The 17,469-nt window shown below is 63.0% G+C and carries 13 protein-coding genes; 8 read left to right on the top strand and 5 right to left on the bottom strand.

Features of this window, described 5'->3' with window-relative positions; translation table 11 throughout:
* Positions 1-399 precede the first annotated feature (399 nt).
* The 7 genes from CKW37_RS05840 (at position 400) to CKW37_RS05810 (ending at position 12,005) form a co-directional block, all read left to right on the top strand.
* Positions 400-2,451 carry a bifunctional diguanylate cyclase/phosphodiesterase gene (locus tag CKW37_RS05840; RefSeq protein ID WP_095154727.1) on the top strand — a complete coding sequence of 684 codons (2,052 nt, stop codon included), beginning with the start codon at positions 400-402 and terminating at the stop codon, positions 2,449-2,451.
* Between the two features lie 144 nt (positions 2,452-2,595).
* Complete coding sequence (locus CKW37_RS05835) at positions 2,596-3,936, top strand: imelysin family protein (protein ID WP_095154726.1); 1,341 nt, start codon at positions 2,596-2,598, stop codon at positions 3,934-3,936.
* 183 nt (positions 3,937-4,119) lie between these two features.
* A complete protein-coding gene (locus CKW37_RS05830) occupies positions 4,120-5,547 on the top strand; it encodes a di-heme oxidoredictase family protein (RefSeq protein WP_095154725.1) in 1,428 nt (475 codons plus the stop codon).
* A gap of 14 nt (positions 5,548-5,561) precedes the next feature.
* Positions 5,562-6,626 (top strand): imelysin family protein, encoded by a 1,065-nt coding sequence (locus CKW37_RS05825; protein WP_095154724.1) that lies wholly within the window; start codon positions 5,562-5,564, stop codon positions 6,624-6,626.
* A 2-nt stretch (positions 6,627-6,628) separates the two neighbouring features.
* Positions 6,629-7,726, top strand: a complete 1,098-nt coding sequence (locus CKW37_RS05820) for a DUF1513 domain-containing protein (RefSeq protein ID WP_095154723.1) — start codon at positions 6,629-6,631, stop codon at positions 7,724-7,726.
* Between the two features lie 66 nt (positions 7,727-7,792).
* Positions 7,793-8,944 carry an efflux RND transporter periplasmic adaptor subunit gene (locus tag CKW37_RS05815; RefSeq protein WP_095154722.1) on the top strand — a complete coding sequence of 384 codons (1,152 nt, stop codon included), beginning with the start codon at positions 7,793-7,795 and terminating at the stop codon, positions 8,942-8,944.
* Between the two features lie 13 nt (positions 8,945-8,957).
* Complete coding sequence (locus CKW37_RS05810; protein WP_095154721.1) at positions 8,958-12,005, top strand: multidrug efflux RND transporter permease subunit; 3,048 nt, start codon at positions 8,958-8,960, stop codon at positions 12,003-12,005.
* Between the two features lie 105 nt (positions 12,006-12,110).
* On the opposite strand, the gene CKW37_RS05805 is transcribed toward CKW37_RS05810, so the two are convergent.
* The 5 genes from CKW37_RS05805 to colR all read right to left on the bottom strand — a co-directional run bounded on the left by CKW37_RS05805 (position 12,111) and on the right by colR (position 15,829).
* Positions 12,111-12,338 carry a hypothetical protein gene (locus CKW37_RS05805; RefSeq protein ID WP_095154720.1) on the bottom strand — a complete coding sequence of 76 codons (228 nt, stop codon included), beginning with the start codon at positions 12,336-12,338 and terminating at the stop codon, positions 12,111-12,113.
* Complete coding sequence (locus CKW37_RS05800) at positions 12,338-13,048, bottom strand: lipopolysaccharide kinase InaA family protein (protein ID WP_095154719.1); 711 nt, start codon at positions 13,046-13,048, stop codon at positions 12,338-12,340. Before CKW37_RS05800 ends, CKW37_RS05805 begins: the two co-directional genes overlap by 1 nt.
* Positions 13,049-13,053: 5 nt before the next feature.
* On the bottom strand, positions 13,054-13,734 hold the full coding sequence (locus CKW37_RS05795; RefSeq protein WP_095154718.1) for a class I SAM-dependent methyltransferase: 681 nt from the start codon (positions 13,732-13,734) through the stop codon (positions 13,054-13,056).
* A 129-nt stretch (positions 13,735-13,863) separates the two neighbouring features.
* Positions 13,864-15,156, bottom strand: coding sequence for a HAMP domain-containing sensor histidine kinase (locus CKW37_RS05790; RefSeq protein WP_095154717.1), 1,293 nt, complete (start codon positions 15,154-15,156; stop codon positions 13,864-13,866).
* A complete protein-coding gene (gene colR / locus CKW37_RS05785; RefSeq protein ID WP_095154716.1) occupies positions 15,146-15,829 on the bottom strand; it encodes a two-component system response regulator ColR in 684 nt (227 codons plus the stop codon). Before colR ends, CKW37_RS05790 begins: the two co-directional genes overlap by 11 nt.
* 183 nt (positions 15,830-16,012) lie before the next feature.
* On the opposite strand from colR, the gene CKW37_RS05780 reads away from it, so the two are divergent.
* On the top strand, positions 16,013-16,753 hold the full coding sequence (locus tag CKW37_RS05780; protein WP_095154715.1) for a phosphatase PAP2 family protein: 741 nt from the start codon (positions 16,013-16,015) through the stop codon (positions 16,751-16,753).
* The last annotated feature ends 716 nt before the right edge of the window (positions 16,754-17,469 follow it).

Here is a 17,469-nt window from a genome sequence, read left to right as displayed (position 1 = left end):
CGGTTTTGCCTACTTTTCCCAAGCAGAAAAGTAGGCCGCCGTAGAGGCGGAAGGGGCCGGCAGCCTCGCCACATCGAATGGATAAGCCCCCAAAGCCCAAACCCGAACATCACCGCCTCCGGAACTCCGCGAAGAGCCTTTATTTCGCTTCTCCACAGCAGCATTGCTCTTGCCGCTTGCGCAAGGCGCGCTAACATCAAGACCTTGGAAACTTTCATCTTCCGGCACTCAAGTCGCGCGGCAGGTCAACCGATACAGTGCCTAAACGACCGTCGCAACGGTCGGACCGGTAGCAGGAACACTGCAAAACCACCACGCACGGCCTGCTGCAAAGGCCGATAGTGGATTGCCACATTTGATGGCAAAATGATGCCATGCGCATGGATTAAGGAAACCCCATTGAAGCTGGAACTCAAGAACAGCTTATCGGTCAAGTTGCTCAGGGTTGTCCTGCTCTCGGCGCTGATCGTCGGAGTGGTGCTCAGCTGTGCGCAGATCGTGTTCGACGCCTACAAGACCCAGCAGGCCGTCGCCAATGATGCCCAGCGCATCCTCGACATGTTCCGCGACCCGTCGACCCAGGCCGTCTACAGCCTCGACCGGGAAATGGGCATGCAGGTCATCGAAGGTCTGTTCCAGGACCGGGCGGTGCGCATGGCCTCCATCGGCCATCCCAACGAGACCATGCTCGCGGAAAAATCCCGCCCGCTGCAGGAGACGCGCACCCGCTGGCTCACCGACCCGATCCTCGGCAAGGAGCGTGCGTTCAGCACCCAGTTGGTCGGGCGCGGTTCGTACAGCGAGTATTACGGCGACCTGAACATCACCCTCGACACCGCCTCCTACGGCGAAGGGTTCATTTTCAGCTCGGTGATCATCTTCATTTCCGGCGTCCTGCGCGCCCTGGCCATGGGCCTGGTGCTGTATCTGATCTATCACTGGCTGCTGACCAAACCGCTTTCGCGGATCATCGAACACCTCACCCAGATCAATCCCGATCGCCCCAGTCAGCACCAGTTGCCGCTGCTCAAGGGTCACGAGAAAAACGAGCTGGGCCTGTGGGTCAATACCGCCAACCAGTTGCTGGCCTCGATCGAGCGCAATACCCATCTGCGCCACGAGGCGGAAAACAGCCTGCTGCGCATGGCCCAGTACGATTTCCTCACCGGTCTGCCGAATCGCCAGCAATTGCAACAGCAACTGGACAAGATCCTCATCGATGCCGGCCGCCTGCAACGCCGGGTGGCGGTAATCTGCGTCGGCCTCGATGACTTCAAAGGCATCAACGAACAATTCAGCTACCAGGCCGGCGACCAGTTGCTGCTGGCGCTCGCTGATCGCCTGCGCGCCCACAGCGGCCGGCTCGGCGCCCTGGCGCGACTGGGCGGCGACCAGTTCGCGCTGGTCCAGGCCGATATCGAGCAACCCTACGAGGCGGCCGAGCTGGCCCAGAGCATTCTCGACGACCTGGAGGCGCCCTTCGCCCTCGATCATCAGGAAATCCGTCTGCGCGCCACCATCGGTATCACCCTGTTCCCGGAAGATGGCGACAGCACCGAAAAGCTGCTGCAGAAAGCCGAGCAGACCATGACCCTGGCCAAGTCCCGCTCGCGCAACCGCTATCAGTTCTATATCGCCAGCGTCGACAGCGAAATGCGCCGCCGCCGCGAGCTGGAGAAAGACCTGCGCGAAGCCCTGTCGCGCAACCAGTTGTTCCTCGTCTACCAGCCCCAGATCAGCTACCGCGACCAGCGCGTGGTCGGCGTCGAGGCGCTGTTGCGCTGGCAGCACCCGGAGCTGGGCATGGTCCCGCCGGACCAGTTCATCCCGCTGGCGGAGCAGAACGGCAACATCGTCAGCATCGGCGAATGGGTGCTCGACCAGGCCTGCCGACAACTGCGCGAATGGCACGATCAAGGCTTCAGCGAACTGCGCATGGCGGTCAACCTGTCCACCGTGCAACTGCACCACAGCGAATTGCCGCGGGTGGTCAACAACCTGTTGCAGATGTACCGCCTGCCGCCGCGCAGCCTCGAACTGGAAGTCACCGAAACCGGCCTGATGGAAGACATCAGCACCGCCGCCCAGCAACTGCTGAGCCTGCGTCGCTCCGGCGCGCTGATCGCCATCGATGACTTCGGTACCGGTTACTCATCGCTCAGCTACCTGAAATCGCTGCCGCTGGACAAGATCAAGATCGACAAGAGCTTCGTCCAGGACCTGCTGGAAGACGACGATGACGCCACCATCGTGCGCGCCATCATCCAGTTGGGCAAAAGCCTCGGCATGCAGGTCATCGCCGAGGGTGTGGAAACCGCCGAGCAAGAGTCCTACATCATTGCCCAGGGCTGCCACGAAGGTCAGGGCTATCACTACAGCAAGCCGTTGCCCGCCCGGGAACTGGTGGCGTTCCTCAAACAATCGCAGCGCAACCACGTGTCGATACTCTGAGACGACACAAAAATTGCCCAAGGACGACAGCGCACTAATATTTACGCGGCGCCCTCTTTACACAAAATGCAAATCTTTCGCATTATGTCGCCACTTTTGCGTGCCCCGGCACGCCTGTTCAACCCTTCGACGCAGGAATTCGCCATGATTCGTATGCCTCTGGCCACCGCCAGTTTGCTGGCCATTGCCATCTCCCTCGCCGGCTGCGGCGACAGCAAGGACAAGGCTGCCGCACCGCAAGCCCAGGCGCCGGCAGCGGCTGCCACGCCAGCCGCACCTGCCGCCGCCGGCGCGGTGGACGAGGCTGCCGCTCAGGCCGTGGTCAAGCACTACGCCGAGATCGTCCATGCCGTCTACAGCGACTCGCTGAGCACCGCGAAAACCCTGCAAACCGCCATCGACGCCTTCCTCGCCAAGCCGAACGACGAAACCCTGAACGCCGCCAAGGCCGCCTGGGTCGCCGCGCGCGTTCCGTATCTGCAAAGCGAAGTGTTCCGCTTCGGCAACACCATCATCGACGACTGGGAAGGTCAGGTTAACGCCTGGCCGCTGGACGAAGGCCTGATCGACTACGTCGACAAGAGCTACGAGCACGCCCTGGGCAACCCGGCCGCCAACGCCAACATCATCGCCAACACCGAGATCCAGGTCGGCGAAGACAAGGTCGATGTCAAAGACATCACCCCCGAGAAACTGGCCAGCCTGAACGAGCTGGGCGGTTCCGAGGCCAACGTCGCCACCGGCTACCACGCCATCGAATTCCTGCTCTGGGGCCAGGACCTGAACGGCACCGGCCCGGGCGCCGGCAACCGTCCCGCGTCGGACTACCTGGAAGGCCAGGGCGCCACCGGCGGCCACAACGACCGTCGTCGCGCTTACCTGAAGTCGGTCACAGACCTGCTGGTCAGCGACCTGGAAGAAATGGTCAAGAACTGGGCCCCGGGCGTTTCCGACAACTACCGCGCCTCGCTGGAAGCCGAACCTGTGGCCAACGGCCTGCGCAAAATGCTGTTCGGCATGGGCAGCCTGTCGCTGGGTGAACTGGCGGGCGAGCGCATGAAGGTTTCCCTGGAAGCCAACTCGCCGGAAGACGAGCACGACTGCTTCAGCGACAACACCCACTACTCGCACTTCTACGACGCCAAGGGCATCCGCAACGTCTACCTGGGCGAGTACGCCCGTCCTGACGGCACCAAGCTGACCGGCCCGAGCCTGTCCTCGCTGGTTGCCAAGGTCGACCCGGCCACCGACGCCACCCTGAAGGCCGATCTGGAAGCCACCGAAGCCAAGATCCAGGTGATCGTCGACCACGCCCTGAAAGGCGAGCACTACGACCAACTGATCGCCGCCGACAATGCGGCCGGCAACCAGATCGTGCGTGACGCCATCGCGTCGCTGGTCAAGCAGACCGGCGCCATCGAACAGGCCGCGGGCAAACTGGGCATCACCGACCTGAACCCGGACACCGCCGATCACGAATTCTGATCAGCGCCGGCAACGGACAAGAAAGGCGACCTTCGGGTCGCCTTTTTCCGTTAAGCCGCCTGAAACGTGAGACTTGTAGCGAGTCACCGATTTCATCCAGCAAACGCAAACTCCTCTTATTCACGCCGCCTCGTCCTGTTAAGCTTGCGGGCTTATTTTTCGTACACCGCCCGGGATTGTCGGATGCCCTCACCGCTTCGCCTGTGTCTGCCCCTCTTGCTGGCCTTGCCCCTGGCCGCCTGCGACGAAGCCCCGCGCTTCACCCAGGCCGAGCCCGGCGAGGCCCGTGCCGGTGGCGATACCACGGTGAACCGCGGCGACCAGAACGCCTATTCGATGCCGTCGGCCAACCTGAGCGCGGCGCGGCGCCTGGACTTTCATGTCGGCAACAGCTTCTTTCGCAACCCGTGGGTGATCGCCCCGTCGACCACCACCGCCCGCGATGGCCTCGGCCCGCTGTTCAACACCAACGCCTGCCAGAACTGCCACATCCGCGACGGCCGCGGCCATCCGCCAGAGCCCGGTGACAGCAATGCCGTGTCGATGCTGGTGCGCCTGTCGATCCCGAATCAGCCCGAATACGTAAAGGTCATCGAGCAACTGGGCATCGTCCCGGAACCAGTCTATGGCGGACAGTTGCAGGACATGGCAATCCCCGGCGTGACGCCGGAAGGCAAGGTCCGGGTCGATTACACGATGCACACGGTGACGTTCAAGGACGGCACCCAGGTCGAACTGCGCACGCCGCAACTCAATATCACCCAGCTCGGCTATGGTCCGATGCACCCCGACACGCTGTTCTCCGCGCGCATCGCCCCGCCGATGATCGGCCTCGGCCTGCTCGAAGCGATCCCGGAATACGCCATCCTCGCCAACGCCGACCCGGACGACCGCAACGGCGACGGCATTCGCGGCCGGCCCAACCGGGTCTGGGACGACGCCCGCCACGAAACCGTGCTGGGCCGCTTCGGCTGGAAAGCCGGGCAACCGAACCTCAACCAGCAGAACGTCCACGCCCTTTCCGGCGACATGGGCCTGACCAGCAGCCTGCGGCCGATGGACGACTGCACCCCGGCGCAGACCGCCTGCAAGCAATCGCCCAACGGCAATGGCGCCAACGGCGAACAGGAAGTCAGCGACAACATCCTGCGCCTGATCCTCTTCTACACCCGCAACCTCGCGGTGCCGGTGCGCAAGGACGTCGAGTCGGCGCAGGTGCTGGCCGGCAAGAACCTGTTCTTCCAGGCCGGCTGCCAGGGCTGCCACACCCCGCAGTTCACCACCGCGGCGAATGCCGCCGAGCCGGAACTGGCCAATCAGGTGATCCGCCCCTACAGCGACCTGCTGCTGCACGACATGGGCCCCGGCCTCGCCGACCAGCGCAGCGAATTCGCCGCCGGCGGCCAGGACTGGCGCACCGCGCCGCTGTGGGGCATCGGCCTGAACCAAACCGTCAGCGGCCACACCCAGTTTCTCCACGACGGCCGCGCGCGCAACCTGCTCGAAGCCGTGCTCTGGCACGGCGGCGAAGCACACGCCGCCCAGCGTCACGTCTTGACCTTCAATGCCGAGCAACGCGCCGCGTTGCTGGCGTTCCTCAACTCACTCTAGAGAAGGAGCCGGACATGTTCCGTCCCAAGCTGTTGTTCACCAGCCTCGCCGCCCTCGCGCTGGGCGCCTGCTCGCCGCAAGACCCGCAGGCCGTGACCTCCGCCGCCATCGCCAAGCAGGTGATCATGCCGACCTACAGCCGCTGGGTCGAAGCCGACCGCCAGTTGGCCGTCAGCGCCCTCGCCTATTGCGAAGGCAAGGCAAGCCTGGACACCGCCCGCGCCGATTTCCTCCACGCGCAGAAAGCCTGGGCCGAGCTGCAACCACTGCTTATCGGCCCGCTGGCCGAGGGCAACCGCGCCTGGCAGGTGCAGTTCTGGCCGGACAAGAAAAACCTCGTCGGTCGTCAGGTCGAGCAACTGGTCAGCGGTGACAAGCCGGTGGATGCCGAGACCGTGGCCAAGTCCAGCGTCGTGGTGCGCGGCCTCTCGGCCTACGAATACATCCTCTTCGACAGCAAGCCGGACGCCGCCAACCCTGAGCAGAAAGCGCGCTACTGCCCGCTGCTGGTGGCCATCGCCGCCTACCAGAAGACCCTCGCCGAAGACATCCTGAAGAACTGGAACAGCAACGACGGCATGCTCGCGCAACTGACCAAGTTCCCCAACCAGCGCTACGCCGACTCCCACGAAGCCATCGCCGACCTGCTGCGCGCCCAGGTCACCGCCCTGGACACCCTGAAGAAAAAGCTCGGCACGCCGATGGGCCGCCTGAGCAAGGGCATCCCGCAGCCACTGCAAGCCGAAGCCTGGCGCAGCCAGTCGTCGCTCAAGAGCATCGCCGCCAGCCTGGCCGCGTCGCAGACCGTCTGGGTCGGCGTCGACAACCAGGGCCTGCGTGGTCTGCTGGGCAAGGATCAGAAAGCCCTGGCCGACAAGATCGACGCGGCCTACGCCGACTCGATCAAGCTGCTGGACGCCAACCAGCGCACCCTCGACGAACTGCTGCAGGACGATGCCGGCCGCCAGCAGCTCAACGCGATCTATGACAGCCTGAACGTGGTCCACCGCCTGCACGAAGGCGAACTGGCCAAGGCGCTGAACATCCAACTCGGCTTCAACGCCAACGACGGTGACTGATCATGCTGCGACGCCAGGCCCTGAAACTCGGTAGTGTTCTGCTCAGCGCCCTCACCCTGGGCGGCTGGACCCTGCTGCGGCAAAAGGAGCGGCCGCCGCTGCTGTTGTCTGCCCGCGATGACGCGGACGGCCAGCACTACGCGGTCGGCTATCGCCTGGACGGCACCCAGGTGTTCGCCACCCGGGTCGCCCAGCGTTGCCACGACATCATCAATCACCCCGAACGGCCCATCGCCCTGTTCGTCGCACGTCGCCCGGGTACCGAAAGCTACCTGATCGACCTGCGCGACGGCGCCTTGCTGCAGACCATCGCCTCGCAACCGAACCGGCATTTCTACGGTCACGCGGTGATCCACAAAGGCGGCGAGTGGCTGTATGCCACCGAGAACGACACCACCGATCCCGGTCGTGGCGTGCTCGGCGTGTACCGCTTCGAAGGCGAGCGTCTGGTGTATACCGGTGAGATTTCCACCCACGGCGTCGGCCCGCATCAGGTGTCGTGGATGCCGGACGGCGAGACCCTGGTGGTGGCCAACGGCGGTATCCGCACCGAGGCCGAAAGCCGGGTCGAGATGAACCTGAACGCCATGGAGCCGAGCCTGGTGCTGATGCACCGCGATGGCAGCCTGATCAGCAAGGAAACCCTCGGCCAACAGATGAACAGCGTGCGTCACCTGGCCATCGGCAACGATGGCACCGTGGTCGCCTGCCAGCAGTTCATGGGCGATGCCCACGAGACTGCCGAACTGTTGGCGATCAAGCGTCCTGGCCAGCCGTTCGCGGCCTTCCCGGTGCCGGAGCATCAGTTGCAGTCCATGGCCCAGTACACCGCCAGCGTCGCCGTGCACAGTGAACTGCGCCTGGTGGCGATGACCGCGCCACGGGCCAACCGCCTGTTCATCTGGAACCTCGACGACGCCAGCGTGCGCCTGGACGCGCCGATGCCAGACTGCGCCGGCGTTGGCGCGGTGGCCGATGGTTTCGTGGTCACCTCCGGACAGGGTCGCTGCCGCCTGTACGATTGCCGCAAGGACGAGTTGGTAGGACAGCCGCTGCAACTGCCTTCAGGCCTGTGGGATAACCACTTGCATCTGGTCTGAAGCGTGGTCGCCGGGCGTAGGGCAAGCGAGTAGACTTCGCCAATACCGAATCCAAGGAACTGGAATATGCTGCGCCGTCGCATGCTGATCATGTTGGGCATCGTGCTGCTGATCGTGCTGATTCTGGGGGGCTACAAGGCCTTCGCCATCTATCAGCAGATCCAGGTGTTCTCCGCCCCCAAGCCGCCCGTCAGCGTGGCGGCGACCGAGGCGCGGGAACTCGCCTGGCAAAGCCGGTTGCCCGCCGTGGGCAGCCTGAAGGCGCTGCAAGGTGTCGACCTGAGCCTGGAAACCGAAGGCACGGTGAAAACCCTGCTGTTCGAGTCCGGGCAACAGGTCAAGCGCGGCCAGCCGCTGCTCGAACTGGACAGCGAAGTGGAAAACGCCCTGCTCGGCACCGCCCAGGCCGACCTTGGCCTGGCCAAGGTGGATTACAACCGCGGCGGCCAACTGGTGGGCAGCCAGGCCATCTCCAAGGGTGAATACGACCGCCTGACCGCGCAGTACCTGCGCAACAAGGCCGTGGTCGACCAACTCAAGGCCTCGCTCAACAAAAAAAGCATCACCGCGCCCTTCAGCGGCACCATCGGCATCCGCAAGGTGGATGTTGGTCAATACCTGCCCAGCGGCACGGTGATCGCCACACTTCAGGACCTGAGCAGCCTCTACGTCGACTTCTCCGTGCCCGAGCAGGCCCTGCCGAAACTCAGCCTGCAACAGCAGGCGCTGATCAGCGTCGCCGCCTTCCCCGGCGAGACCTTCACCGCCGCCATCAGCGCCATCAACCCCAAGGTCGACGACGCCACCCGCAACGTGCAGATTCGCGCCACGCTGGCCAACCCCGACGGCAAACTGCTGCCCGGCATGTTCGCCAGTGTGCAGGTGCTGCTGCCCAACCCGCGCAATGAAGTGGTGGTGCCGCAAAGCGCGATCACCTACACCCTGTACGGCAACTCGGTGTATGTCGCGGTGCCGAAAAAGGCCGAGAACGGCGAGCCGGAGCACGATGCCGAAGGCAAGCCGGTGCTGATCGCCGAACGGCGCTTCGTCACCACCGGCGAGCACCGCGATGGCCTGGTGGTTATCAGCAAGGGGCTCACGGTGGGCGAACAGGTTGTCACCGCCGGGCAGCTCAAGCTGACCCAAGGCGCGGCGATCGCCGTCAGCCCCGACAAGACCCAGAAAGCCGAATCGAACAGCCAGCCCGGCACCGACTGAACAAGGAGCCGTCATGGCTTTTACCGATCCGTTCATCCGCCGTCCGGTGCTGGCAACCGTGGTCAGCCTGCTGATCGTGCTGCTCGGCTTCCAGGCCTGGAGCAAGTTGCCCATCCGCCAGTACCCGCAGATGGAAAACGCCCTGATCACGGTGACCACCGCCTACCCCGGGGCCAACGCCGAAACCATCCAGGGCTACATCACCCAACCGATGCAACAGAGCCTGGCGAGCGCCGAGGGCATCGACTACATGACCTCGGTGAGCCGGCAGAATTTCTCGGTGATCTCGATCTACGCGCGCATCGGCTCGGACAGCGACCGCCTGTTCACCGAGCTGCTGGCCAAGGCCAACGAGGTCAAGAACAAGCTGCCGCAAGACGCCGAAGACCCGGTGCTGAGCAAGGAAGCGGCCGATGCCTCGGCGCTGATGTACATCAGCTTCTACAGCAGCGAACTGAGCAACCCGCAGATCACCGATTACCTGTCGCGGGTCATCCAGCCCAAGCTGGCCACCTTGCCGGGCATGGCCGAAGCGGAAATCCTCGGCAACCAGCTATTCGCCATGCGCCTGTGGATCGACCCGGTGCGCCTCGCCGGCTACGGGCTGAGCGCCAGCGACGTCACCGAGGCGGTACGCCGCTACAACTTCCTGTCCGCCGCCGGTGAGGTGAAAGGCGAGTACGTGGTCACCAGCATCAACGCCAGCACCGAACTGAAGTCCGCCGAAGCCTTCGCCAACATCCCGCTCAAGACCAGCGGCGACAGCCGGGTGCTGCTCGGCGATGTGGCGCGGGTGGAGATGGGCGCAGAAAACTACGACACGGTCAGCTCTTTCGACGGCACGCCGTCGGTGTACATCGGCATCAAGGCTACGCCGGGCGCCAACCCGCTGGACGTGATCAAGGAAGTGCGCAAGCTGATGCCGGAGCTGGAAAGCCAGCTGCCGCCGAACCTCAAGGCCTCCATCGCCTACGACGCCACCCTGTTCATTCAAGCGTCCATCGATGAGGTGGTAAAAACCCTGATCGAGGCCGTGTTGATCGTCATCGTGGTCGTGTTCCTGTTCCTCGGCGCCTTCCGCTCCGTGCTGATCCCGGTCATCACCATCCCGCTGTCGATGATCGGCGTGCTGTTTTTCATGCAGTTGATGGGCTATTCGCTGAACCTGCTGACCTTGCTGGCCATGGTGCTGGCCATCGGCCTGGTGGTGGACGACGCGATCGTCGTGGTGGAAAACATCCACCGCCATATCGAAGAGGGCAAGACCCCATTCAACGCGGCGCTGGAAGGTGCGCGGGAAATCGCCATGCCGGTGGTCTCGATGACCATCACCCTGGCCGCGGTCTACGCCCCAATCGGCTTCCTCGAAGGGCTCACCGGCGCGCTGTTCAAGGAGTTCGCCCTGACCCTCGCCGGCGCGGTAGTCATCTCCGGCATCGTCGCCCTGACACTGTCGCCGATGATGTGCGCCATGCTCTTGCGCCACGAAGAAAACCCGTCCGGCCTGTCTCACCGCCTGGACAAGCTCTTCGAACGGCTCAAGCAGCGTTACCAACGGCTGCTCCACGCCACCCTCGATACCCGCCCGGTGGTGCTGGTGTTCGGCGCCATCGTGCTGTGCCTGATTCCGGTGTTCCTCAAGTTCAGCACCTCGGAACTGGCGCCGAACGAGGACCAGGGCATCATCTTCATGATGGCCACTGCGCCGCAGCCGACCAACCTCGACTACCTGAACAGCTACACCGACGAGTTCACCAAGATCTTCAAGGAGTTCCCGGAGTACTACTCATCGTTCCAGATCAACGGATTCAATGGGGTTCAGTCGGGGATCGGCGGCTTCCTGCTCAAGCCGTGGGACGACCGCAAGCGCTCGCAGATGGCGTTGCTGCCGGAAGTCCAGGCCAAACTCAATGGCATCGCCGGCCTGCAGATCTTCGGCTTCAACCTGCCATCGCTGCCGGGTACGGGCGAGGGCCTGCCTTTCGCCTTCGTGATCAACACGCCGAACGACTATGAATCGCTGCTGGACGTGGCCCAGCGGATCAAGGAGCGGGCCGAGGCTTCGGGCAAGTTCGCCTTCCTCGATATCGACCTGGCCTTCGACAAGCCGGAAGTGGTGGTCGATATCGACCGCGCCAAGGCGGCACAGATGGGCGTGTCCATGGATGTGCTGGGCAGCACCCTCGCGACGCTGCTGGGCGAAGCGGAAATCAACCGTTTCACCATCGACGGACGCAGCTACAAGGTGATCGCCCAGGTCGAACGGGCCTACCGCGACAACCCGGACTGGCTGAACAACTACTACGTGAAGAACCAGGCGGGGCAGATGCTGCCGCTGTCGACCCTGATCACCGTCAGCGACCGTGCGCGACCGCGCCAGCTCAATCAGTTCCAGCAACTCAACTCGGCGATCATCCAGGGCTTCCCGATCGTCAGCATGGGCGAGGCGCTGGACACCGTGCGCACCATCGCCCAGGAAGAAGCCCCAGCGGGCTTCGCCTTCGACTACAGCGGCGCGGCGCGCCAATACGTGCAGGAAGGCAGTGCGCTGTGGGTGACCTTCGGCCTGGCGCTGGCGATCATCTTCCTGGTGCTGGCGGCGCAGTTCGAGAGTTTCCGCGATCCACTGGTGATTCTGGTGACCGTGCCGATGTCGATTTGCGGGGCGCTGATTCCGCTGTTCCTGGGGCTGTCGAGCCTGAACATCTACACCCAGGTGGGGCTGGTAACCTTGATCGGCCTGATCAGCAAGCACGGGATCCTGATCGTCGAGTTCGCCAACCAACTACGCGAACAGAAAGGCCTGACGGCCCGTGAAGCGATCGAGGAAGCGGCGGCAATTCGTTTGCGGCCGGTCTTGATGACCACGGCGGCGATGGTCTTCGGCATGGTTCCGCTGATCTTCGCCAGCGGTGCCGGGGCGGTCAGCAGGTTCGATATCGGTACGGTGATTGCGACGGGGATGTCGGTGGGGACGCTGTTTACCCTGTTCGTGCTGCCTTGCGTCTACACCCTGCTGGCGCGTAAGGATGAACCGCGTACCGTCGAGCAAACCATCTGAAATGATTTGCGGCTGTCATGCCCTTCGCGAGCAAGCTCGCTCCTACGAGCCTTGTAGGAGCGAGCTTGCTCGCGAAGGGCATCGCAGCCCCAAATACACCCAGGATCAGCCCTGAGCGCGCAGCCCTTGGCTCATGCCAAACAGAAACAGCAGCAGATCATGGTCGGGCTGGGCCTGGACCTGCGGTTTCGCCACCCGCGGCAATGGGCAACGCTCCGACACATCGGAGGCGCTGATCACACCCGGGCGAGGCTGCTCCCATGCCGCTACCGCAACGGTCGCGGTAGCCAGGGCCGCCAGGAGAAACAAACTTCGAGCTATTTCTAGTTTCATCACTCTAAACCTTTGACAGCGCTGCCAAACGCCATTCGGTAAAAGTAGAGCAGCTTTTGCCAGTCGGCATCATTCCACGACGAATGGCGGCGCAGTTGGCGAAGGTCATTGGCAGCGGCCTTGTGCCGGCTGAGGCGCCGACGGCATTTTTCCAAGTCCAGCAGTGCGATCTCGGCGCGGGCATCGGTGCCCTCACCCACGACCTTGACGAAGACATGCTTGGCATACAGGCAACCGTGCTGCCAATGCCCCAGGTGCATCCGCGCCAGGTTACGTGCCAGGTCTTCCAGCACGCGGTCGTGCAGGACCTCGCCATAGCGCTCACGGCCACCCGCGGCATACCAGTTGTCGATCTCTTCGAAACCGTCCAGGGCCTCGCTGACCAGCAGCGCACGCCATTGGTGATCGGCATCGCGCTCGACACCGCAATAGACGATGTTCGGTACACGCACGCCCAGTTGCTCGAAACTGTGCAGCGCTTCGTACTCGCGCAACACCGTAGGGCGGCCAAAAGGATGCAACAGACTGCGGTAGATATGGCCAATCTGGCGCTTGGCATACAGCATGTGCCCGCGCTCATCACGCAAGCGCTGCACACCACTCTCGCCGCCACGGCGCTGGTTGGGCTCTTCCACCCACTCGCCCTGCTGCTTCCAGAAATAGTCGAACCGGTCAGTGCCGGAGGTCCGGCCCGCGTCTGTCACATCCATTTTTTTCAACCCTTGCGCAATACATAAACTCGCCACATGGCGTAGAACGGCAGAAAGTCCATTTGTTCTTGAATCCGGAAGCCGGCAGCCTTGAACTCCTCCTCGACCGTAGCAGCAGGTAACACAAAGCGATTCTGGTAACTTCCAGTCTCACCTGTGGCCCCGCGACGCGCTTCGAGTTTTTTTCGACGCCATGCCTTGATATTGCCGTCCACCCATAGCGAAACAATCACGCTATCACGGCTAACTCTTTGAAATTCCTTGAGAATTGTCATCCTGTGAGCGGCTTCACCAATGTGGTGGAACAGCCGCATGCAGAAAATGCTGTCTACCGCGTTGTCGGGCAGATTGATGTCGAACGCTGAGGTCTGCAAGGGCCGTACCCGTTTAACCACTTCAGCCGGTTGCGAGCGACACGCGGTCTCCAGCATGGCCGCGGAATTGTCGGCCCCGATGATCACGCGGTTGGCCTTTTCCGCCAGCAGCGGCCAGAAGCGGCCGGCACCAGAAGGCAGGTCCAGCACCAGTCCCGGCTCTCCCGCCAGCATCAGGGCGCGTCGGGCCAGTTGCTCATCACGCTGGTGCGACAGGCGACGGGCAAAGCTGGCCTGGTGCTTCTCGTAGTATTGCTGGGCGTGGCTCTGATCGTACTTATCGGAAAAATCGAGCTTGATAGGACTGGACATGGCACATCTCCTGACTGCAATGAGCGCCACGTTACGCGGGACAACGTTGCCGTCAGGTCATGTGCGTGTGAAAAAAATGTCACGCAAATTCTCAAGCTTTACAAAGTATTACCTGGATCCAAAACGTACTCAGGCGTCAGGAGTCACTCCTCTGTCGCCCAGGTTCACGTGGAAACGGCAGCCGTGCGGCTGGGTTGCGCTGAGGCTGACCACCCAGCCCTGATCGTCACAAATACGCTGAACCAGTGACAAACCCAAACCAAGACCATCGCCACGTTTCTCGCCGCCGCGCACGAACGGCTGGAACATCGCCTCGCGCTGCTCCTCGGGAATCCCCACGCCACTGTCCTCGACCATGAAGCTGTCCACGTCCAGTGTCAGGCGGATAAAACCTGAGTCGGTGTAATGCGCAGCATTGCGCAGCAGGTTGCCCATCACCGATTGCAGGAACGTCGCGTTGTAGAGCTGCGGCGAGACCGCATTGACCACAAGGCTCAGCGAGAGGCCCTTCTGCTCGATGGTGTCGCGCCACACGCCAATCAGTTCATCGCCGACTTCCTTGAGGGTCGTCCGCGACGCGACAGCGCCTTCATCGCGCTGGGCGCGGGCGAGCATCAGGAAGGTCTTGACCAGTTCCTGCATCTCTTCGGTGGCGCGGGCAATCCGCTCTACCTGGGAGCGAGCACGGTCATTGAGGCCGGGGTATTCCATCAGCAGTTCGCAGGAGCTGGCCAGGACCATCAGCGGTGTGCGCAGCTCATGGCTGACGTCGCTGGTAAACAGCCGCTCGCGGGTCAGCGCATCGCGCAAGCGACCCAGCGTGGCATCGAAGGCCACGGCCAACTGCCCCACTTCGTCGGCGGCATAATCCGGTGCCAAGGGCGGCGCCAGGCCGAGCAGCTGGTCGCGATGACGAACCTGCCGCGCCAGACGAATAACCGGCGCCATCACCCGCCGCGCCAGCACCCAACCGAGGAACACCGCCAGCGCCAGGCTGAGGACAAACCCCACTACCACCACGGCGAACAGCACCCGCTCGCGTTCTTCGAAATCGCTCTGGTCCTGCAGCAGCACATAGCGCCGGCCATCCACCACCTCGACCATGGCGTGGTACGACAGGTGCTCACGGAACACTTCGTGGAAACCGGGATTCAGGTGCTTCAGGTCCGACGGCAGGGCGAAGTCATCACGTCCGCCACTGTAATAGAACAGCTGGTCGGGCCGCGGCCGGTGGCTCCATTCACTGACGCTGTCCATCAGCAGCAAGCGCTGCAAGTCGCCACCCAGCACGGTGGAGATCAAGCGCTCTTCCACCAGGTGCACCGTCGCGACGATACCGAACGCGAACGCCCCCGCCACCAGCGCGCTCATCAGCGCGAAGGCGATGATGATCCGCTGGGCAAGGCTTTGCTTAAACTCCATCACGGCCCTCGGCCAGCCGGTAGCCGACGCCGTGGACGGTGTGCAGCAGCGGTTTTTCGAACGGTTTGTCGATGACCTGGCGCAATTGGTGGACGTGGCTGCGCAGGCTGTCACTGTCCGGGCAATCATCGCCCCACAGGGCCTCTTCCAGCACCTCGCGACGCAGCACGTGCGGGCTCTTCTGCATCAGCACCGCCAGCAACTTCAGGCCCACCGGGTTGAGTTTGAGCAGGCGGCCCTGGCGGGTAACCTCGAGGGTGTCGAGGTCATAGCTCAGCTCGCCCACCTGCAGACTGCGCCGTCCGCCGCCCTGGGCACGGCGCAGCACCGCTTCGATGCGCGCGGCCAGCTCGGAAAGGGCAAAAGGCTTGAGCAGGTAATCGTCGGCACCGGAGCGGAAGCCTTGCAGGCGATCGTCGAGCTGGTCGCGGGCGGTGAGCATGATCACCGGCGTGTCGCGGCGCGCGTCCTCGCGCAGGCGTTTGCACAGGGTGTAGCCGTCGATGCCGGGGAGCATGATGTCCAGCACGATCAGGTCGTAGTGTTCGGTCGCGGCAAGGTGCAGGCCCGACAGTCCATCCTGTGCGCAATCGACCGTATAGCCCTTGAGGCCCAGGTAGTCGGCCAGGTTGGCCAGGATATCGCGGTTATCTTCAACCAGTAGTATGCGCATGGCGTCCTCTCGTTTCTGTTGCTGTGGCCGTCTGGCTGGCGCAGCTTACGGTCATAGTAGACAAGCCGCTAGGCCAACCGGGCGATATTGTCACCTGACGTTTTTTTCACGGTGGATTCACAAACAAGGCATGCGCCGGGATGGAGAATCGCCGGTCGTCTTCCCTCATCGCCTGGACTCGTCATGCCCGCACACCCCGATTTCGTTCCCTCGCGTCCACTCAATCCCTGGCTGGTTCTGGGCATTCCACTGCTGGTTGCGGTGGTGCTCGTCCTGCTCGAACTGACCGATCTCGACATGATGTTGGCCCGGATGGCGTTCGATCCAGCCGCTGGCCAGTTCATTGGCAAGCACAGCTACTTTCTCGAAGACATCCTGCATGACCGCGCCAAGCAGTTGGTCATTGTCTTCGGCGTGCTGGCGATCGGTGGGTTTGCCGCCAGTTTTGCGCTTGAACGGCTAAAACCGGTGCGCCGGGAATTGGGCTGCCTGGTGCTGGCCATGGGTCTCTCGACGGCCTTCGTCACCCCGCTCAAAGCGGTGACCGCCGTGCAGTGCCCGTGGAGCCTGAGCCAATTCGGCGGTAATGAAACCTACAGCAAGTTGCTTGAAGCACGACCTGATACCGATAAACCTGGGCGTTGCTGGCCCGGCGGTCACGCGGCCACCGGTTTCACCCTGTTCGCGCTGTTCTTCGCCCTGCGTGATCGTCGCCCGCGCCTGGCGAAAGTGGCGTTGGGCGTAGCCTTCGGTCTCGGCACGCTGTTCTCTATCGGACGCATGCTGCAGGGGGCGCACTTTTTCTCGCACAACGTCTGGACTGCGGTGTTTTGCTGGTTGATTGCGCTGGGTTGTTATTACCTGGTGCTGTACCGCCGGCATGCCCCGGCCAGGGCCAGCGATGCTGTGGTGCAGGTCAACTGATTCATTTACGGGCTTGGGTGCTGTGAGCTTATCCATTCGATGTGGCGAGGCTGCCGGCCCCTTCCGCCTTTACGGCGGCCGACTTTTTTCTTGGAAAAAGTAGGCAAAACCGCTCGCTCCCACATCCGGCCCTACGCTGCGCTCCGGGTCCCCTCCCTCCGGCGCCTTTCGGGGCCACGCGGTCTACGACTTGCTTCGCAAGTCTTCACCTCGCGTCTTCGGCTAACGCCGAAGGTGCTGCGCACTGCCCCTACAGACACCTCCGCTCGGCCTCCTGAAGTCGCGAAGTTACGGGCGGCGCCTGTGATGACTGATCTTCGAAATCAGAATCTAACTAACAGGTGGGACCCAAAGAGCTCTTGATCTTCGTGCGCGCAAGTTCAGACGCCACAAGGTGCGACGTCAGGAGGCCGAGTGGAGGTGTCTGAAGGGGCAGGTGCGCAGCACCCTTCGGCGTTAGCCGAAGACGCGAGATGTAGACTTGCGAAGCAAGTCGTAGGCCGCGTGGCCCCGCAAGACACCGGAGGGAGGGGACCCGGAGCGCAGCGTAGGGCCGGATGCAGGAGCGAGCGGTTTTCGTCTATTTTGCCAAGACAAAATGGACCCGCCGTAGAGGCGGAAGGGGCCGGCAGCCTCGCCACACCGAATGGATAAGCTCACAACGCCCAAGCCAGCACCCAAGCCCAAGCCAAAACCCCAAAGAATCATGACCACAG

It is taken from the genome of Pseudomonas sp. Irchel 3E13, from assembly GCF_900187455.1.
Lineage (GTDB): Bacteria > Pseudomonadota > Gammaproteobacteria > Pseudomonadales > Pseudomonadaceae > Aquipseudomonas.
Note: the sequence above shows the minus strand (reverse complement) of the source record. Positions and strands in the feature narration are given on the sequence as shown.